This window comes from Pseudomonas sp. EA_15y_Pfl1_P101, from assembly GCF_963970835.1.
In the GTDB taxonomy this organism is placed as follows: Bacteria; Pseudomonadota; Gammaproteobacteria; order Pseudomonadales; family Pseudomonadaceae; genus Aquipseudomonas; species Aquipseudomonas tritici.
Map to the genome: position 1 here is coordinate 214,994 of NZ_CAXAPA010000002.1, position 18,880 is coordinate 233,873.

Annotated in this window: 20 protein-coding genes; 6 read left to right on the forward strand and 14 right to left on the reverse strand. The window is 61.6% G+C overall.

Going from position 1 to position 18,880, the window contains the following annotated elements; genetic code table 11:
- Positions 1 to 12: 12 nt before the first annotated feature.
- On the forward strand, positions 13 to 804 hold the full coding sequence (locus AACY36_RS03315) for a substrate-binding periplasmic protein (protein WP_339427659.1): 792 nt from the start codon (positions 13 to 15) through the stop codon (positions 802 to 804).
- A gap of 221 nt (positions 805 to 1,025) precedes the next feature.
- The gene (locus AACY36_RS03320) at positions 1,026 to 2,924 is read left to right on the forward strand and encodes a DEAD/DEAH box helicase (protein ID WP_339493216.1); all 1,899 of its coding nucleotides are present in this window, start codon (positions 1,026 to 1,028) and stop codon (positions 2,922 to 2,924) included.
- Between the two features lie 213 nt (positions 2,925 to 3,137).
- Here AACY36_RS03320 and AACY36_RS03325 read toward each other — a convergent pair whose 3' ends face one another.
- The gene (locus AACY36_RS03325; RefSeq protein ID WP_049711142.1) at positions 3,138 to 3,716 is read right to left on the reverse strand and encodes a YceI family protein; all 579 of its coding nucleotides are present in this window, start codon (positions 3,714 to 3,716) and stop codon (positions 3,138 to 3,140) included.
- Between the two features lie 32 nt (positions 3,717 to 3,748).
- Positions 3,749 to 4,300, reverse strand: coding sequence for a cytochrome b (locus AACY36_RS03330; RefSeq protein WP_339415291.1), 552 nt, complete (start codon positions 4,298 to 4,300; stop codon positions 3,749 to 3,751).
- Between the two features lie 272 nt (positions 4,301 to 4,572).
- Here AACY36_RS03330 and AACY36_RS03335 point away from each other — a divergent pair, with 272 nt between their 5' ends.
- Both AACY36_RS03335 and AACY36_RS03340 read left to right on the forward strand, forming a co-directional pair.
- On the forward strand, positions 4,573 to 5,979 hold the full coding sequence (locus tag AACY36_RS03335) for an adenosylmethionine--8-amino-7-oxononanoate transaminase (RefSeq protein ID WP_339427658.1): 1,407 nt from the start codon (positions 4,573 to 4,575) through the stop codon (positions 5,977 to 5,979).
- A 30-nt stretch (positions 5,980 to 6,009) separates the two neighbouring features.
- Positions 6,010 to 6,729, forward strand: coding sequence for a 16S rRNA (uracil(1498)-N(3))-methyltransferase (locus AACY36_RS03340; protein WP_339415289.1), 720 nt, complete (start codon positions 6,010 to 6,012; stop codon positions 6,727 to 6,729).
- A 76-nt stretch (positions 6,730 to 6,805) separates the two neighbouring features.
- Here AACY36_RS03340 and AACY36_RS03345 read toward each other — a convergent pair whose 3' ends face one another.
- Both AACY36_RS03345 and AACY36_RS03350 read right to left on the reverse strand, forming a co-directional pair.
- The gene (locus AACY36_RS03345; RefSeq protein ID WP_339415288.1) at positions 6,806 to 7,708 is read right to left on the reverse strand and encodes a transporter substrate-binding domain-containing protein; all 903 of its coding nucleotides are present in this window, start codon (positions 7,706 to 7,708) and stop codon (positions 6,806 to 6,808) included.
- 34 nt (positions 7,709 to 7,742) lie between these two features.
- Positions 7,743 to 8,966: a D-amino acid dehydrogenase gene (locus AACY36_RS03350; protein WP_339496744.1), complete on the reverse strand. Its 1,224-nt coding sequence runs from the start codon at positions 8,964 to 8,966 to the stop codon at positions 7,743 to 7,745.
- Positions 8,967 to 9,074: 108 nt separating this feature from the next.
- On the opposite strand from AACY36_RS03350, the gene AACY36_RS03355 reads away from it, so the two are divergent.
- Entirely contained in the window at positions 9,075 to 9,977 is a 903-nt protein-coding gene (locus AACY36_RS03355) for a LysR family transcriptional regulator (protein WP_339496745.1), read from the forward strand.
- A 42-nt stretch (positions 9,978 to 10,019) separates the two neighbouring features.
- On the opposite strand, the gene trhA is transcribed toward AACY36_RS03355, so the two are convergent.
- Positions 10,020 to 10,637, reverse strand: coding sequence for a PAQR family membrane homeostasis protein TrhA (gene trhA, locus AACY36_RS03360; RefSeq protein ID WP_339496746.1), 618 nt, complete (start codon positions 10,635 to 10,637; stop codon positions 10,020 to 10,022).
- Between the two features lie 145 nt (positions 10,638 to 10,782).
- Here trhA and AACY36_RS03365 point away from each other — a divergent pair, with 145 nt between their 5' ends.
- Entirely contained in the window at positions 10,783 to 11,715 is a 933-nt protein-coding gene (locus tag AACY36_RS03365; RefSeq protein WP_339415284.1) for a LysR family transcriptional regulator, read from the forward strand.
- On the opposite strand, the gene madM is transcribed toward AACY36_RS03365, so the two are convergent.
- The 9 genes from madM to mdcA form a co-directional block, all read right to left on the reverse strand.
- Positions 11,693 to 12,457: a malonate transporter subunit MadM gene (gene madM, locus AACY36_RS03370; RefSeq protein ID WP_339415283.1), complete on the reverse strand. Its 765-nt coding sequence runs from the start codon at positions 12,455 to 12,457 to the stop codon at positions 11,693 to 11,695. The genes AACY36_RS03365 and madM overlap by 23 nt on opposite strands.
- A gap of 5 nt (positions 12,458 to 12,462) precedes the next feature.
- A complete protein-coding gene (gene madL / locus AACY36_RS03375; protein ID WP_339415282.1) occupies positions 12,463 to 12,855 on the reverse strand; it encodes a malonate transporter subunit MadL in 393 nt (130 codons plus the stop codon).
- A gap of 67 nt (positions 12,856 to 12,922) precedes the next feature.
- Positions 12,923 to 13,822, reverse strand: a complete 900-nt coding sequence (gene mdcH, locus AACY36_RS03380; protein WP_339415281.1) for a malonate decarboxylase subunit epsilon — start codon at positions 13,820 to 13,822, stop codon at positions 12,923 to 12,925.
- Positions 13,819 to 14,415 (reverse strand): malonate decarboxylase holo-ACP synthase, encoded by a 597-nt coding sequence (locus AACY36_RS03385; RefSeq protein WP_339496747.1) that lies wholly within the window; start codon positions 14,413 to 14,415, stop codon positions 13,819 to 13,821. The genes mdcH and AACY36_RS03385 overlap by 4 nt, the downstream gene beginning before the upstream one ends.
- Entirely contained in the window at positions 14,409 to 15,179 is a 771-nt protein-coding gene (gene mdcE / locus AACY36_RS03390; protein ID WP_339415279.1) for a biotin-independent malonate decarboxylase subunit gamma, read from the reverse strand. Before mdcE ends, AACY36_RS03385 begins: the two co-directional genes overlap by 7 nt.
- On the reverse strand, positions 15,176 to 16,018 hold the full coding sequence (locus AACY36_RS03395) for a biotin-independent malonate decarboxylase subunit beta (RefSeq protein ID WP_339415278.1): 843 nt from the start codon (positions 16,016 to 16,018) through the stop codon (positions 15,176 to 15,178). The genes mdcE and AACY36_RS03395 overlap by 4 nt, the downstream gene beginning before the upstream one ends.
- Complete coding sequence (locus tag AACY36_RS03400; RefSeq protein ID WP_339415277.1) at positions 16,011 to 16,310, reverse strand: malonate decarboxylase subunit delta; 300 nt, start codon at positions 16,308 to 16,310, stop codon at positions 16,011 to 16,013. The genes AACY36_RS03395 and AACY36_RS03400 overlap by 8 nt, the downstream gene beginning before the upstream one ends.
- The gene (locus tag AACY36_RS03405; RefSeq protein WP_339496748.1) at positions 16,310 to 17,143 is read right to left on the reverse strand and encodes a triphosphoribosyl-dephospho-CoA synthase; all 834 of its coding nucleotides are present in this window, start codon (positions 17,141 to 17,143) and stop codon (positions 16,310 to 16,312) included. The genes AACY36_RS03400 and AACY36_RS03405 overlap by 1 nt, the downstream gene beginning before the upstream one ends.
- Positions 17,144 to 18,814 (reverse strand): malonate decarboxylase subunit alpha, encoded by a 1,671-nt coding sequence (mdcA, locus tag AACY36_RS03410; protein ID WP_339415275.1) that lies wholly within the window; start codon positions 18,812 to 18,814, stop codon positions 17,144 to 17,146.
- Positions 18,815 to 18,880: the final 66 nt, after the last annotated feature.

Here is an 18,880-nt window from a genome sequence, read left to right on the forward strand (position 1 = left end):
TAATCTCAGGGCATGCGCATCATTTTGAAGCTTGCGACCGCTGCCCTTTTTACTTGCCTGAGCCTGGCCGCTTATGGCGAGAAATTGCGCATTGTGACCGAGCCCTGGGCACCCTACGTGTATGAGGAACACGGCAGCATGCAGGGGCTGGACTACGAAACCACAGTCATCGTGTTCCAGCGCCTGGGGGTCGAGGTGCAATGGCAATTCCTGCCCTGGAAGCGCTGCCTGGCGATGCTCGACCAGGGACAGGCCGATGGCGCATTGGACATTTTCCACAGCCATGAGCGCGATGCCTTGCTGCTCTACCCCAGCGAACCGCTGTCGGAGGTGGAGTTCGTGCTGTTCTACGCCAATGAGCGCCCTCATCCCGCCCAAAGCCTTGAAGCGCTTCGCGGCCTTACCGTCGGCACGTCACCGGGCTACCTGTACGGCGCAGAATTCAGCGATTCGACCCTGTTCAACCGCGAAGCTGCCCCCAGTCATGAGGCCAACTTCGGCAAATTGATGCTCGGGCGCATCGATCTGCTGATCACCGATCGCCGGGTGGGTCAGCATGTGATCAAGGCACTGGACCTGGAGGGCAAGGTCAGCCAGGCGCCAGCAGTGGTCAGCCGCCAGCAGCAGTACCTCGCCGTGCGCCGTGGCGCGGGCATGGACCTGCTGGTGCAACGCTTCGCCGCAGAACTTAAACGTTTCAAGCAAGAGCCCGCCTACACCGCCTTGAGCGCAAAATATGGTGGAATCCAAGCGATTACGGGGGCTGGACGCACCGTTGAGCAGCAGGAAAGCAGCGCGCGGTGATTGCTCTGTTATACTCCGGCCTTTCCGCCAGGCTTACGCCCGGCCGCTGAGGTCTTGAAAAAGGCACCCAACCCCGCTACTGCGCAGCTTTTAGCCCGCGCGAGCCGATGGAGTGCCCGCCAGACGCAGCAGGACCGGACGGGATTGCGCTCCCCTAAGCGCCATTCACGCCCGGCAAGATTATCCCTTTGGGCCAAGCCCTAACTAAAACAGGATTACTCATGTCCTTTGCTTCCCTCGGTCTCTCCGAGGCTTTAGTCCGCGCCATCGAGGCAGCGGGCTATACCGAGCCTACTCCGGTGCAACAGCGGGCCATTCCCGCCGTGTTGCAAGGTCGCGACCTGATGGTTGCGGCTCAGACAGGTACTGGTAAAACCGGCGGTTTCGCCCTCCCGATTCTGGAGCGGTTGTTCCCCAACGGTCACCCGGACAAATCCCAGCGTCACGGCCCGCGCCAACCGCGCGTACTGGTCCTGACCCCAACCCGCGAACTCGCCGCCCAGGTGCACGACAGCTTCAAGCTGTATGCCCGCGACTTGAAGTTCGTCAGTGCCTGCATCTTCGGCGGCGTTGGCATGAACCCACAGGTTCAGGCCATGTCCCGTGGTGTAGACGTGCTGGTGGCGTGCCCAGGTCGTTTGCTCGACCTGTGCGGCCAAGGCAGCGTCGATTTGTCCCACGTGGAAATCCTCGTGCTGGACGAAGCCGACCGCATGCTCGACATGGGCTTTGTCCATGACGTGAAAAAGGTCCTTGCCCGCCTGCCGGCCAAACGTCAGAACCTGCTGTTCTCGGCAACGTTCTCCCAGGACATCACCGCCCTGGCCGGCAAGTTGCTGCACAACCCGGAGCGCATCGAAGTCACGCCGCCGAACACCACGGTCGAGCGTATCGAGCAACGCGTATTCCGCCTGGCCGCCAGCCACAAGCGTTCGCTGCTCGCCCACCTGATTACCGCCGGCGCGTGGGAACAGGTGCTGGTGTTCACCCGCACCAAGCACGGCGCCAACCGTCTGGCCGAGTACCTGGACAAGCACGGCCTCACCGCCGTCGCCATCCACGGCAACAAGAGCCAGAACGCGCGCACCAAAGCCCTGGCCGACTTCAAGGCCGGTAGCGTACGCATCCTGGTTGCCACCGATATCGCCGCTCGCGGCCTGGATATCGACCAGTTGCCACACGTGGTCAACTTCGAGCTGCCAAACGTCGACGAAGACTACGTGCACCGTATCGGCCGTACCGGCCGCGCCGGTCGTTCGGGTGAAGCCATTTCCCTGGTTGCACCGGACGAAGAAAAGCTGCTGAAAAGCATCGAACGCATGACCAAGCAGAAAATCGCCGACGGCGACCTGATGGGCTTCGATTCCAGCGCCGTGGAAGCTGAGAAGCCTGAAGCGCGCGAGCGCCCAGACGTGCGTAACCCACGCAACCCACGCGGTCCGAAGGGCGATGGCCCGAACGGCGGCGGCGGTGGCGGTGGTCGTCGCGACAAGGGCAAAGACAAAGGCGGCAAGGAAAAAGCGCCAACCAACGGCCGTGGCGAGCGCCCAGCCCGCGAGCAAAAGCCCCGTGAAGGTACCCCGGCCCGCGAACAGCGCCAGCCGAGCCAGCCGCCACGCGCCGCTGCTGATCGCGCCCCAGACGAGTTCCTTGACGACGATATCGATAACTTCGGTAACCGCGCTGACTACGTACCTCAGGCAAAACCCGCCCAAGGTCGTGGCCGTCGCCCAGGTGGGCAAGCTCCGGGTGCAGGTGCAGGCACCGGTTCGGGCGCGCCACGTGGCGGCCAGCCTCAGGGCGGTCGTCAGAACGGCCCGCGTAACAGCAGCGGCGGTACCACCGGCACGCCACCTGCCAAGCGCAGCGGCCCGCGAAATGGCGCACCGCGTGACGGTCAAGCCCGTCGCGAAGACTCGCGTAACAACAACCGCCGCCCAGCCCGTGACGACCAGCCTCGCTCGTCCGAACCGGCCGTGCAGAACCCGCGTGGTGGCCCGGCGCCGAAGATCATCCACAAGGAGTCGAAAGTGGATCGCTTCCCGACACCTGAGCAGTTGGATCAACTGCCAGGCCGCCCTCGTGGTGAAAAACCAGCGTTGCTGACTCGCAACCGCTGATTTTAGACGCCTCATAAAAATGCCCCGCATCGCTTGATGCGGGGCATTTTTTTTGACTTCGCAACATTCAATGAGCTTTTCTGTGGGAGCTGGCTTGCCTGCGATAGCGATATCCCTGCCAACATTAAAGTGACTGATCTACCGCTATTGACGACATTTCAGGCATAAAAAAACCGGACCCTGAGATCCGGTTTTTTTGTGCACGGGCAGAAATTACTTTTGCTTAACACCTTCCAGCGAAATTTCCAGGTCTGCCGTCTGGGAAGTCGGGCCTGGGCCTTTGATGCCGAAGTCGTTCAGGTTCAGCGTGGTGGTGGCGTTGAAGCCAGCACGTTCGCCGCCCCACGGGTCCTTGCCTTCGCCGTTGAACGTGGCCTTGAAGGTCACAGGTTTGGTCACGCCGTGGAAAGTCAGGTCGCCAGTCACGTCAGCGGTTTTCGCGCCGGTGGACTTAACAGCGGTGGAGACGAACTTGGCGTCGGCGAACTTGGCAACGTCCAGGAAGTCTTTGCTGGCGATGTGCTTGTCACGCTCTGCGTGGTTCGACCACAGGCTGGCGGTTTTCACGTCGACTGCGATTTTGCTGGCTTCTGGCTTAGCCGCATCCCAGCTGAACGTACCGTCCCAATCCTTGAAGGTGCCGTGAATGTAGCTGTAGCCCAGGTGGCTGATTTTCCAGTCGATGAAGGCGTGCTGGCCTTCCTTGTCGATCTTGTAGTCAGCAGCCATCACCTGACCTGCGGACAGCAGGGCAGTACCGATTGCCAGAGCGGCGAGGGTCTTTTTCAACATGCTTTCTATTCCTTGTGAGTCGAGGTTGAACATCAGGCTTTGCGCCCCAGCATTCGCGTGAGGGTCACATCACGATCGATAAAGTGGTGTTTCAACGCAGCCACGCCATGCAAACCGGCGAAGACCACCAACACCCAAGCGAGGTACAGATGCACCAAGCCTGCATTATCTGCCTGGTCCGGTAGTCCGGAAACCACGGCAGGAATCTCAAACAGGCCAAACACCGGGATACCGACACCGTCTGCGGTGGAAATCAGGTAACCGGCGATCATCACGGCAAACAACCCGAGATACAGGAATGCGTGGCCAAACGCGGCCCCCATGCGGGTCATGCGGCTGTAACTGGTCAAGGGCGGTGGTGGCGGGCTGACCAAGCGCCAGACGATACGCACCAGCATGATGGCGAACAGCGTGATGCCAATGCTCTTGTGCAGGTCCGGTGCCTCTTTGCGCCAGGCGCTGTAGTAGTCGAGGCCGACCATCCATAAGCCCAGAGCGAACAGGCCGAATACCACCAAGGCCACGCCCCAGTGCAGAACCATGCTGACCCAGCCATAGCGGGCCGGTGAATTGCGTAACTGCATGTACTTAATCCCGTAGTAGCTGCGCCCAAGACTAGCGATTTACCTATCGAATTAAAGCGGAAAATTCTGCTTTGAAATATCGAGAAATACGATCTTGAGGGTATGAAGAGTAAATTAACAATGGATTAAGGACTATCCAGAAGAAACGTGACAGACCGTCCTGCGTTTACACCCCATTCACAGGTAATGTCTTGTGACACAGCCGCCCATTGCATAGGCTTGCGCGATTGTTTTACCTGCGCACGCCGCAGGACCGCTTCGAGGAGATAACGATGGGCTTGAACAACCAGTGGATGCAACGCGACCTTGCGGTGCTGTGGCATCCCTGCACCCAGATGAAAGACCACCAGCAATTGCCGCTGATCCCGATCAAGCGCGGTGAAGGGGTGTGGCTGGAAGACTTCGAAGGCAAGCGCTACCTGGATGCCGTCAGTTCCTGGTGGGTCAATGTGTTCGGCCACGCCAACCCGCGCATCAACCAGCGCATCAAGGACCAGGTCGATCAGTTGGAGCACGTGATCCTCGCCGGTTTCAGCCACCAGCCGGTGATCGAGTTGTCCGAACGCCTGGTGCAGATGACGCCTGAAGGCCTGACACGCTGCTTCTACGCCGACAATGGTTCGTCGTGTATCGAAGTCGCGCTGAAAATGAGCTTCCACTATTGGCTCAACCGCGGCCTGCCTGACAAAAAGCGTTTCGTCACCCTGACCAACAGCTACCACGGCGAAACCATCGCCGCGATGTCGGTGGGCGACGTGCCGCTGTTTACTGAGACCTACAAGGCGCTCCTGCTCGACACCATCAAGGTGCCCAGCCCGGATTGCTACCTTCGCCCCGAGGGCATGAGCTGGGAAGAACACTCGCGCAACATGTTCCTGGCCATGGAACAGACCCTGGCGGACAACCACGACACCGTCGCCGCCGTCATCGTAGAACCGCTGATCCAGGGCGCCGGCGGAATGCGCATGTACCACCCGGTGTACCTCAAGCTGCTGCGCGAAGCGTGCGACCGCTACGGTGTGCACCTGATCCACGATGAAATCGCCGTGGGCTTCGGCCGCACTGGAACGATGTTCGCCTGTGAGCAGGCCGGTATCCGCCCGGACTTCCTGTGTTTGTCCAAGGCGCTCACGGGCGGTTACCTGCCGTTGGCCGCCGTGGTCACCACCGATGACGTCTACGACGCCTTCTACGACGACTACCCGACATTGCGCGCGTTCCTGCACTCCCACAGCTACACCGGCAATCCGCTGGCGTGCGCGGCGGCGCTGGCGACGTTGGACATTTTCGAAGAAGACAACGTCATCGAAAACAACAAGGTTCTGGCCCAGCGCATGGCGACCGCCACCGCGCACCTGGTGGACCACCCTCACGTTTCGGAAGTGCGTCAGACCGGCATGGTGCTGGCCATCGAGATGGTCCAGGACAAAGCCACCAAGACCGCTTACCCGTGGCAGGAGCGCCGTGGCTTGAAAGTGTTCGAGCACGCCCTGGAACGTGGCGCGCTGTTGCGACCATTAGGCAGCGTGGTGTATTTCCTGCCGCCGTATGTGATTACGCCGGAGCAGATCGACTTCCTGGCTGAAGTCGCCAGTGAAGGGATCGACATCGCCACCAAAAGCAACGTCAGTGTCGCTGTGCCAAAAGACTTCCACCCGGGCTTCCGCGATCCAGGTTGATTGCCTAACCAACTTTTCCAGAGAACAGAAATGAGACTGTCCCGCTTTTTCACCGACACCCCGCTGAGCCTCGGCGACCACGAATTACCCGAAGCCCAGGCGCATTACATCAGCCGCGTGCTGCGCATGGGCGAAGGCGATGCTGTGCAACTGTTCGACGGCTCCGGCCAGGAGTTCCTCGGCAACTTGCTGGAAGTCGGTAAGAAACGTGTCACCGTGCAACTCACGGAGCGCTTTGCTGGTCAGACCGAATCACCGCTGCATATCCACCTGGGCCAGGGCCTGTCCCGGGGCGAGCGCATGGATTGGGCGATTCAGAAAGCCACCGAACTGGGGGTCAACGCGATCACGCCGATTTTCAGCGACCGCTGCGAAGTACGCCTCAAGGATGAACGCGCCGACAAACGCCTGCTGCACTGGCGCCAGGTGGCCATCAGCGCCTGCGAGCAATGTGGGCGCTCGACGGTACCGGTGATTCACCCGCCACTGTTGCTGGCGGACTGGTTGAAGCAGACCGAGGCGGATTTGAAGCTGGTGCTGCACCCCGTGGCTGAACCGATGATCAGCCATGCCAAACCATCAAGCCTGGCGTTTTTGATCGGGCCTGAGGGTGGGCTGACCGACCAGGAAGTCGAAACCGCGCAAGCCGCCGGTTACCACGCCGCCCGCCTCGGCCCGCGGGTGCTACGCACCGAAACGGCGCCGGTAGTGGCTCTGGCCGTCGCCCAACAACTGTGGGGCGACTTTTAACCCTCTTCCGTTGCAAACCCAATCAAAACGGTGGGAGCTGGCTTACCAGCGCCCACCGTTGGATCGGGTTACCCCCTTACTCCACAGGGTCACTCACCGGCTTGGCAATAATCGCCCTTAATTCACTGGTCATCGGGAATTCCAGGTTCAAGCCCTTGGGCGGAATCGGTGATTCAAACCAGCGCTGGTAAATCGCGTTGATCTCTGCGCTTCGGTACAGATCAGCCAGTGTCTCGTTAACCACCGCAAGAAACTGCGGGTCGTCCTTGCGCACCATGCAGCTGTAGATTTCCCGCGACTGCTCCTTCCCCACCACCACCCAGTTATGCGGGTCCTTTGCCTTGGCGCGCTCCCCGTAAAGCAACGCGTCATCCATATAGAACGCCGCTGCACGGCCGGTCTCGAGCATCTTGAAGGCTTCGCCATGGTCCTTGGCACTGATCACAAACATATTGGCCTTGTGGTCGGCGTTGTAGCTTTTGAGGAAACGCTCGTTGGTGGTACCCGCGGTGGTCACCACGTTCTTGCCCGCAAGATCAGCAAAGCCTTGGATGCCACTGTCCTTGGCCGTCAGCAATTGCCCCTTCACGTAGATAAACCCGTAGGAAAACGCCACCTGCTTCTGCCGTTCGGCCGTCACCCCGGTAGAACCGCATTCCAGGTCGACTGTGCCATTCTGCACCAGCGGGATACGGGTCTGCGAAGTCACCAGGTTGTACTTCACATTAAGCTTCGCCACTCCGGTTTTCTGCTGAATGCGCTCGACGATCTTGTTTGCCAGCTCTACCGAATAGCCCATGGGCTTGCCACTGTTATCCCCGACGTAGGAAAACGGCACCGACGCATCGCGATAGCCCAACGTGATGGACTTGGCGTTAGCTATCTTGCCCAGCGTGCCGTCCAACGGCGCTTGGTTCGCATGGGCGTGTGCGCCCAGCAAAAGCGCCAGGGTGCAGCCGGTCAACAGGATTTTTTTCATTGTTATTCTCCGTTGGTCTTGGGGTTGTGAACATTCAAGCAGCCTGGGGCGCAAGGCCCTGCATATCAATAGATGGCGCGTGTTGCCCGATCAACTCAGCCAGCAACTGGGCGCTGCCGCACGCCAGGGTAAAGCCAAGTGCACCGTGGCCCAGGTTCAGCCACAGGTTGGGATAGACACTGGCCCCAATCAGCGGCACGCCCGTCGGGGTGGCCGGGCGCATACCAGCCCATTCCACCGCATCGGCGTAATCGCCCGCCAAAGGAAATGTCTCCAGCGCTTGGCGTTTCATCAGCGCCAGGCGCTTGGGTTCAAGGCTGGCGTCGAAGCCGACGATATCCACCATGGCCGCCACCCGCAGTTGTTCGCCGAGGCGCGCATAGACGATCTTGCGGTCGTAGTCGGTGATACTCACCTTCGGCGCCTGGTGCTGCGCGCCAATCGGCACACTAAGGCTGTAACCCTTGAGCGGGTACAGCGGCAGCGGCACACCCAACTCCGCGCTGCGATACCCGGCCGCGAGTACCAGATGCTCGACCGGCATCACCTCTGCGCCCAGTTCGATAGCCTGCACCCCACCGCCAGCGTGGCGAATGCCAGTGACCTTGCGCCCCAGCAAAAAGCGGCAGCGGCCGGACGCTTCAAGCCGCGCCGCCAAGCGCTGGCAGAACGCATGACAATCCGCCACCTCCTCATTCGGCGTGTAGATCCCACCGACAAAACCACCGCCCGCCAGCGCCGGCTCCAGGCGTGCGCAATCGGCGGCCGACAGCACCTGCTGCTGAAGGATATCGGTGACCTTGCTGCGGGCATGCGCAAAGGAGTTGGGTTTACGGAAGGTGAGCAGTTTGCCGTTGCGCCGCCAGTGGAAGCCGTCCAGATGATCATCCTCGCGCCATTGCTGCAACGTGTCCTGGCTCAGGGAGGCAAGTCGCAGCAGGTGGGCGGCATTGCGTTTGTTCACCGAGCGACGACAGGCGCCGAGGAACGCGGCCATCCAGCGCCATTGCTGAGGGTCGAGGCGTGGGCGCAGCGTTAACGGCGAGTCACCGCGCAACAGCCAACCGATGGCCTGAAGCGGCACGCCGGCATCGGCCAGCGGCGCCACGTAGCGATAGGACAACTGCCCGCCATTGGCAAAACTGGTTTCACTGCCCAGGGTCTCGCGCACGTCGATCACCGTCACCTCGTGGCCCGCGCGCACCAGCGCATACGCACTGGCCAGACCAATCACCCCACCCCCAATAATGTGCACCATTCCCGCCGCCCGCCGTTTAATCAAGAGGCCTCAAGCCTAGGGGCAGGTGACAGGCCACCGACAATGAATAAAGATGGGTCACCTATAAATAAAGGTTATGGACCTGCCATGCGCCTGCGTCATATCGAAATCTTCCAGGCCATCCGCCAGACCGGCTCCGTCAGCGCCGCCGCGCAACTGCTGCATGTGTCACAACCGGCGGTGACCAAGGTGTTGCAGCACGCGGAATTGCAACTGGGCTTCCCGCTGTTTCTGCGCGTGCGCGGCAAGTTGCAGCCCACGCCGGAAGCCCTGGCGCTGGAAAGCGAAGTGGAGAAAGTCACCGAAAGCCTGCAAGGCGTACGGCGCCTGGCCAAGAGTTTGCGCCGTGAACCGGGCCAGAGTGTGCGCATCGGCGCGATCCCGGCGCTGGCCCTGTCACTGCTGCCGCCAGCAATCCTGGAGTGGAAACGCGACTACCCGGACATGGCCTGCGAGTTGTCCAGCGACCACAGCCGCGAGCTGGTGCAGAAGCTGCTGATGCGTGAGATTGACTTGGCGCTGACGCTCAACTTCTCTGGCCATCCAGGGCTGACCACGCAAGTGCTGGCCAACGGGGTGTTGGTGGCCTTGGCGTCCAAAGGCTATTGGTCTGATGCCGAGCTGAGCAACCCGCTGCCCCTGGCTGATCTGGCGGGCACGCCGCTGATAGGTCTTTCCAGCGCCGGCCCGCTGGCGGCAAAACTCGACAGCTACCTGGAAAACGTCGACCCGCCGCCAAGAGTGACGATCTCCGTACAAACCTACTCGTTGGCCCGTGCGATGGTGGAATCCGGCGCCGGCCTCACGGTGATCGACCCCTTCACCGCGCTCGGTGCTTCGACCGCCGCCACCTGCATCCGCACGCTCACTCCGCCGCTGCCGATCACGCTGTACGCCCTGACCCGCGCCGATGAACCGCCGCCGCATATGCTGGCTAATCTGCTGGAGATTTTCGGCCACCGCGCCCGAGAGCTGCTGGAACGGCTGTGAAAAGCCGATTTTCAAAACAACGAGGATCAAATGTGTTGTCTGTTAGAGCACGTAATGCATGATCGCCACAAAGTGCAGCAGGCTGCCGCCAATCACAAACAAATGCCAGATCCCATGGGAGTGCCGCAGGCGGTCCTCCAAGGCAAAAAATATGATGCCGACGGTGTACAGCACCCCACCCGCCGCCAGCCAGGTAAACCCTGCCGTGCCCAGCGCGGCGATCAGCGGCTTGACCGCCACCAGCACGATCCAGCCCATCACCGCATAAATCACGATCGACAGGATGCGCGCCTCGGAGCGCGGCTTGATCTCTTGCAGGATGCCGATCACCGCCAGCCCCCACACGATGCCGAACAGCGTCCAGCCCCACGGCCCTCGCAAGGTCACCAGACAAAACGGCGTGTAACTGCCGGCGATCAACAGGTAGATCGAAAAGTAATCAACCTTCTGCATGATTTCTTTACGGCGGCCCTGCACGCTGTGATACACGGTGGACGCGCTGTACAACACCAGCAGCGTAAAACCATAAATTGCCACGCTGACGATCTTCCAGGGGCTGCCATCCAGGCTCGCCACCACCAACATCCACACTGCGCCTACAAACGCCGCGACTGCACCGAGCAAATGGCTCCAGGCGTTGAATCGTTCCCCGTGGTACATCTGTCACTGCCCTCCCGTAAGCGTTAACGACTGGCAGGCAAGCGTCCAGCCTTGCGCATCAGAGTGCAAGCGGCTTATGACGTTCCGGCGACGCCGGGCGGTTTTGCGGGCACAATTGTCGGCATTCGAACAAGAGCCTACGGCCATGCTGATCGACGAAGAATTCACCCTCAAAAAGCTCGAAATCTTCCTGGCGTTCATGCGCACCGGCAACCTGGCCCGCGCCGCCGCCGAGCTGCAAACCAGTAACGTCAGCGTGCACCGCGCCATCCACTCACTGGAAAATGCGCTGCGCTGCCCGCTGTTCAAACACGAAGGGCGCAACCTCACCCCGCTGGAAAGCGCCTACGTACTGGAAGAGCGTGCACAGAAACTGGTGGCCGATGTGGTCGACAGTGTGCGCCTGACCCGCGAGGCCGCTGGTTTCTCCGCCGAACGCTTCAAGCTCGGCTCGCTGTATTCGCTCACGGTGAAAACCGTGCCACAGCTGATCATGGGCCTGAAAATCCGTCGCAGCGAACTCAACATCGACCTGATCCTGGGCTCCAACTTCGACCTGCTCTACAAGCTCAAGAACATGGAGGTGGACGCGATCCTCATCTCCCTGGATGAGCACGCCAACGAGCCCGACTGCGAACAGATCGCGCTGTTTACCGACGACATCTTCCTCGCCACTCCCGCCGAATCACCATTCGACCGCGAGCAGGAAATTGACCTGGCCGACGTCCGCGACGCCACGTTCATCACCCTCACCCAGGGCTTTGCCACCCATCAGGACGGCAACCGGGTGTTCAAGCAGGCGGGGTTCGAGCCAAAGGTGGCGATGCAAGTGAATGACATCTTTACGCTGCTGAGCATGGTCAGTTCAGGGGTGGGTTATGCACTGCTGCCGGGGCGGATTGCGGCGGTGTATGAGAACCGCGTGAAGCTGATACCGCTGCAACCACGGTATCGGTTGCAGCAGCAGATTGGCGTGGTGTTCTTGAAGGCCAAGGAGCGCGACCCTAACTTGCTCGCGCTGTTGGCGGAGTGTCGGATGTATGCCAATCGGGGCGCTAACCCACCAACCCGCGCATGATCAGAAACAACAGCGAAGGCCCCAACAAACAGCCCAACGCGGTATAAAACGCCGCGGTCAGGCAACCGTAAGGCACCAGTTTCGGGTCGGTTGCCGCCAAGCCGCCAGCCACACCGCTGGAGGTGCCCATGAGCCCGCCGAAAATCACCGCGCTGCGCGGATTATTCAGGCCGATAAGCGGGGCAACGAACGGCGTCATCACCATCACCAGAATGGCCTTGATCAACCCGGCGGCAATCGACAGTGCCATCACTTCGGAACTGGCGCCAATCGCCGCACCGGTCACCGGGCCGACAATGTACGTCACGGCGCCGGCGCCGATGGTGGTCAGGCTCACGGCATCGGTGTAGCCAAACGCCATGGCCACCCCGACGCCCGCGATGAACGATGAGCCCACGCCCACGAACAACGCCAATACACCGACGTATCCTGCCCGTTTCAGCTCATCGACACTCACGCCAAACGCCGTGGCAACAATGGCAAAGTCGCGCAGCATCGCCCCGCCCAGCAGGCCGATACCCGACAAAAACGGAATATCCACCACCCCCTTGGAGCCACCGGTAAACGCACCGCCCACGTAAGACAGCACCAGCCCCAACAAAATAGCGATGGCCGAGCCGTGCAGGCGGCCTTTGGTGAAGGTGTCGCAGATCCAGTAAGAGACCCACATGGTCAGCCCGATTACCGCAAAGCCACTGATCAGGCCGTAGCCAGTGATCACTTTCATCATCGATTCGTACATGGCAATCACCCGGCTTCTTTGGTGGGAACAACCGCGCTTGGCTCACGGTTGCCGATGCGCATCAGCACTGGCACCAGGGCAAAGCCCAGCACCACCGCGAGTGCCCCAGCCAGAATCGCCATCGGGCCGCCACTGATTGCACCGTAGACGTTTTGCTGGGCAGCCATGGCCACCACGATCGGGATATAAATGGCCGCCCAGAAGCTCACGCCCTGCTCCGATTTACCGGTAAACAAGCCGCGCTTGGCGAGGTAACTGCCCAGCCCGATCAACAGCAACATGGCGATACCCACCCCGCCGACGTTGGCCGGAATGCCCATCCATTTGCCCAGCAGCTCACCGACGAACAGGCCGGCCAACGTACAGAGCGCCAAAAACGCCACACCGTAAATAATCATTGTTGTTGTCCTCAAAGTGCTCAATCGAAATTGTTGTTTTTGTGCTTCGACAGCCTTGGGTGGTGCTTTATCGGTGGCGGCGTTCCTCCTCTTGCAGCAAGGCTTGCAAGGTATCCAGGCGGGCGCCTTCATAGGCGATCACCGTGCCTTGTTCAAACACACGGCGCGACAGGCCGGTGAGCACGGCGCCCGGGGGCAGTTCGATCTGCAGGCGTACGCCGCGCTCATAGGCGCTTTGCACGGTGCCGCGCCAGTCGACGACGCGGCACATATTGAAGGCCAGGTCATCGCGTAGCTGTTCCGGGTTGTGGATAGGCCGCGCGCGGGTGCTGCTCAGGTAGGTGATGCGTGGCGCCTTGAGCGTAACGAATGCCTCGGCCAGTACCCGGGCCGGTTGCTCCAGCAACGCGCAATGCGACGGCACACTGACGGCCAGGCGTTTGGCGATGCCGTTACCTTTAATGCGGCTGGCGACCTGCTTCATGGCGTCGTCGCTCCCAGCGATCACGGTTTGGTTGTCGGCGTTGATATTGGCCAGGTACACCGGGGTTTCGGGGCTGTGGATATCGGCCAACAGAGGGTCGACTGTGGAAAACTCCGGGCCAATCAGGGCGGTCATTCCGTAGCCCTGTGGATAAGCGTTTTGCATCAGCTCACCGCGCAGGCTGACCAGTTTGATTGCGTCGCTGAAGTCCAGCGCGCCTGCGATCACCGCCGCCGGATAGGCACCGATAGACAGGCCCGCAACATAATCCGGGGTGTGTTGCAGCAGGCGCGCATAGGCCACGCCAGCGATCAACAGGCAAAGCTGAACGGCGCGGGTATTCGCCAGGGCTTGCGCCGAATCCAAGGCGCGAACGTCCTCACCCAAGGCATCGCTGGCTTGCTCCAACACAGCGGCCGGCAACGCCTGGAGCATGCCTGGGCGTTGGGCGCCCTGGCCGGGGAACACGAGAAGGCTGCTCATGCCACGGCCTGCCATGGATCAAGCACGAGGTGCGCACCGCTGACGGTTTTGAGCAGCACACGGCGCGACCCGCTCGCCCATTCGCGCAAGGCGACTGCACCGAAAGGGGTTTGCAGTTGCAGGTCCACGGCACACTCCGCAGTGTCGAGAATCGCCAGCAGATCCTCAGCATCACCTCGCGCCAATGGCTCGGGCGTGCGCAAAATCAAATCCAGGTCGCTCAGGGCATGCAGCGCTTCAATACCCGTGGCCAGTTCGAAGCCTGCGCTGCCAGTGACGCCCCAGGTTTCGTTCGCCAGTACCGTCTGCAGCGACGCAAGTGCTCGCAATGCGGGCAAGTTCCGTGTCGACACCACGCAGCACAAAGCTTCCGGAACTACGCGCCGCTGCAGCGCAGCGATGGGCATCTCGGCGGCAAGCCGCTGCTCACGCACACGCCCGCGCACACCCACTGCAACCAGGCCCGGCTGGGTAATGGCGCGACGCACCACAACCGGGTGACCGGCGCCGATCACCTCCACCGCCCAGGCCGGTGCATCAGCGGGCAGGTGCGCCGGGGTCATGCCCCAGAGCAGGTCGTGCGCGTTCACCATTGTTCCCGCAGCAGTTGCCGAACATGGCTGGACGCAGCGCGATTGGTTGCACCGAGACGCCCGCTCAAATCACTCCCCCCGATAGCCTTGATCGCACTCACCAGGCAATCGCTGACCCGCGCCACGTCGTCCGACGTGGGCTGTTCAATCTGGCTGACCGACAAGGTCTCCCACAACAAACCAAGGCTGGCATAACTGTCGATGTCATACGCCATCGGCGGTACGCTGGCGGCCAGGGCTTCCAGTTCTTCGACACTGCGCAGGGTCACCCGCGCCGCCGAGGCCTTGCCCATGGCGTGCACCATCACACCAGGGTCACGCAGCGCGATCAGGCGGTTGGCCTGATAGCCGTGCGCGAGGAATGCTCCGGACATCGCCTTGCCCACCAGCAGCGCAATCACCGGATGCCCGGCCAGTCGGGCGCGGGCGTAGCTGTCGGCGGCGGCGGCCAGGGCCTGGTGGATGCCGAGGGCTTCTTCGCGACGGCCGTAGGCTTGGCTCGGCACATCGACGATAGCGATCAGCGGGCGCTTGTCGCCCTTCTCGATGGCTTCATCCACCGCTTTAGCGAGACCCCAACCTTCCAGCAACCCGACTTCGCCACTGCGTGCGCGGGGGAAGCGATTGTGTTCGTCGGTGACCACGGCCAGAAATCGCACGGCGTGTTCGCCCACTACGCCGTCGGCCACTTTCAGAGAATCCGGCAAACCCGCAACAGGCGTCGCGCCGACGCTCAATGCATTGAACCACTGCAAGCCTCTCATGAGCGTTCTCCTTGATACAGCTCGCGCACCGTCGCCGGTTCGATTTGCGGCGTGGTATCCAATTCGGCCAGGCGCGCCAGGTAATAGTCGGCCTGACGGCTGCGTTGCCGGGCGGGCAGGCCTTGTTGCAGCAGTGCGCTGACGGTCTGCTGAATCTGCGCCACATCGTCTGCCACATAACGGTCGGCCAGGCCGCTGTTGAAGCGCTGCTCACCGCCGGTAAGGCTCCAGATGAAAGGCCGGTCGCGGGAGTCGTATTCTTCCAGGCCGGCTTCCTGCTCGATCACTTGCGGGCCATTCAGGCCCAGGCGCGCTTCACGGGTGACAACGAGGTAACTGCACAGCCCGGCCGCAATCGACATACCGCCAAAGCAACCGACACTGCCCGCCACCACGCCGATTACCGGCTGGTATTGGCGCAGATCGACAATCGCTGCATGGATATCCGCGATCGCCGCCAGGCCCAGGTTGGCCTCCTGCAAGCGCACGCCACCGGTTTCCAGCAGCAGAACTGCGCGGGTGGGAATGCCCTTGCGATTGTCTTCAGCCGCCAGCTCCAGAGCGCCGGCGATTTTTGCACCGCCGACTTCACCCAGGCTGCCGCCCTGGAAATTGCCCTCAATCGCCGCGATCACCACAGGCAAGCCAGCGATGCTGCCCTTGGCGATCACCACGCCGTCATCGGCTTGCGGCACCACGCCTTGACGGCTGAGCCACGGCGACATAACGCGCTGGAACGGATCGATCAATTCACGATAGGAACCTGCATCCAGCAGCGCCTTCGCCCGCTGCCGCGCACCCAATTCAACAAAGCTGTGTTTAGCGAGCAAGTCAGTCATGACCCACCTCCTCAAAGCCTTGTTCCAGACGCAAACGCACCACGCCAGGGGTCGCGCCGAAATCGTGGATATCAATCTTCAACGCCGGTGGCGTCTGCTCCTGGAAGATGCGTTCGAACAGATGCTGCCAGCGGTGCTCGGCGCCATTCACCGAGGTCTGCACCTGGATGGTCAGCGTGCCCGGCGTGCCTGGTTCCAGCAGCACTTCCAGGTCGCCCGAGCCGACACAACCCACCAGCGCGCGGCCTTTTGGCGGCTGCCCGGCGGGGAATTCAAAGGATAAGGTTTCCATCACAACGCTCCGTCGAGGCGATCGATAAACAGGCAGGCGGCCAACAGGTCAGCAGCACCACCGGGGGAGGCATTCAGGGCCAGCAACTGGTTGTCCAGTTCGTGCAAGCTGCGACGCCCAGCGAGGCTTGCGCTGCCACCGGCGTCCAACACCGCTTGAGCGCCTTTTTGCATGGCGTTCAGCCCCTCGATACCCGCGCGGTAGAGCACACAGGTGTCGGCCAGGTCAGTCATGATCGCGAGCAAGGCATCCAGGCGAGCGTTCTGTTCGCCGGTATTTTGCTGGCGGCTTTTGCGCAGTTGCGGCAGGCCACGTTGCATCACGGAGGGGAATCCAAGTTGCGCTTCCTCGCGGGCGCCGCGTGCGCCGTAGCGTTGGGCTACCTGGGCGCCGTGGCTCATGGGCTGGGGCGCGAAGTGGTCGTTGAGCAAGGCTAATCTGGCTGCGGTCAGCGTTATGGAGCGTGGTTGCAGGGCTGCCGCTGCGGTCAGCAAGCCAAGGGCCCAGATCGCACCACGATGGGTATTCACGCCGTCGGTGGTAGCGAGCATCGCCAACTCCCCTTCACGGCCAATGCGCCCGAGCGCTTCGCGCAGGGGCAAACCGACCTCACCGAATTCGATAGCCGCTTGCGCCATTTCCTTGAACATCGGCCACAGCGACAGCGCCGAGGCGTGCATCAGGCCCAAGTGCAAATCGCTGTGGGCACCGTTGCCACGCCGGTCGACCAACGCAGGTTTTGGCGACAAGTCAGCCTCATCGATCAGCGCATCGACGGCCATATCCGCCAGGCGTTCAGCCAGGCTCAGTTCATGCAGTTTGAGGGCGCGCATTTACCAGCTCCTGAACTTGGCGGGCGGGTTGTACAGGCCACCGGACCACTCCACCAAGTCAGCCACGCTTTTGGCGGCCAGCAACTCGCGGGTGGCGTCGGTGCGACGGATGCCTAAGTCTTCGGGCAAGGCGATCAAGCCTTCGCGGCGCATGCGTGCGGTGTCCTTGGGGTTGTGGCGCATGCCAATGGCGGTCACCCCGGCGACGGCGGCGATCATCGCCTGGCGCTCCTCAAGGGATCGTGCCTTGTACAGGTAGGCGATGCCTTCTTCGGTGAGCAGGTGAGTCACGTCGTCGCCGTAGATCATGATCGGTGCCAGCGGCATGCGGCTTTTGCGCGCCACTTCCACCGCGTCGAGGGTGTCGACGAAGGTCGGTTTACCGCCTTCCTGAAAGGTCTCGACCATTTGCACGACAAGCTTTTTGCCACGTTCGAGCAAAGCTTCGGGGGCGTCGCCGTGGCGCATATCGAGCCAGGCTGGCGTGCCATGGCGACGGCCGCGCGGGTCGTGGCCCATGTTCGGCGCACCACCAAAACCGGCGAGACGGCCACGGGTCACGGTAGAGGAATGGCCGTCACCGTCGACTTGCAGGGTGGCGCCGATAAACAGGTCCACCGCGTACTGGCCCGCCAACTGGCAGAACATCCGGTTGGAGCGCATCGAGCCGTCGCGGCCAGTGAAGAAAATGTCTGGCCGTGCGGCGATGTAGTTCTCCATGCCCAGTTCGGTGCCGAAGCAATGCACGCTTTCTACCCAGCCGCTTTCGATGGCGGGGATCAGGGTTGGGTGCGGGTTGAGGGTCCAGTTGCGGCAGATCTTGCCCTTCAGGCCGAGTGATTCGCCGTAGGTGGGCAAGATCAATTCGATGGCGGCGGTGTTGAAGCCGATGCCATGGTTGAGCGACTGCACATTGTGTTTTTCGTAGATGCCGCGGATCGCCATCATCGCCATCAGTACGTGGACCGGCTTGATATGGCGCGGGTCGCGGGTGAACAAAGGCTCGATGTAGAAGGGTTTGTCGGCCACCACCACAAAATCCACCCAGCTCGCCGGGATATCGACACGGGGCAAGTCGGTGACGTCGTCGACCAACTGGTTGACCTGCACGATGACAATGCCATCGCTAAAGGCAGCGGGTTCAATCAACGCCGGGGTGTCTTCGGTGCTGGCGCCCGTGTAGATATTGCCGGCGCGGTCGGCCATGAAACCGGCGGAGAGCACCACGTTGGGGATCAGGTCCACCACCAGCCGTGCGTAGAGTTCGATGTAAGTGTGGATCGCGCCGATTTCCAGCAAGCCGTCTTCCAGCAACTGGCTGATGCGCAGGGATTGGGTGCCGGCGAAGGAGAAATCGAGCTTGCGCGCGATACCCTTTTCAAACAGGTCCAGGTGCTCGGAACGGCCGACACTGGGCATGATCATGTGCAAATCGTGGAGTTTGGCGGGATCGGCCTTGGCCAGGGAGCGCGAGAGGAAGTCGGCTTGCTTTTGGTTGTTGCCTTCCAGCACGACGCGGTCGCCGGGGAGGATCAGCGCTTCGAGCGCCTCCACGATCTTGTCGCTGGGCAGCACGGCCCCGTCTGCGTACTTTTTGACCAGCCCGAGCCGCCGCTGCTTCTCGTCGCGCCGCCGCGTCCAGCGCGAGTCGGGGGTTTTTGTTGTTGTCATGGTCGCTCCACGGATTTGCTGTCGTGGGCTTACCTTAGGAGCGATTGAGGGGGCCATCAATCAAGC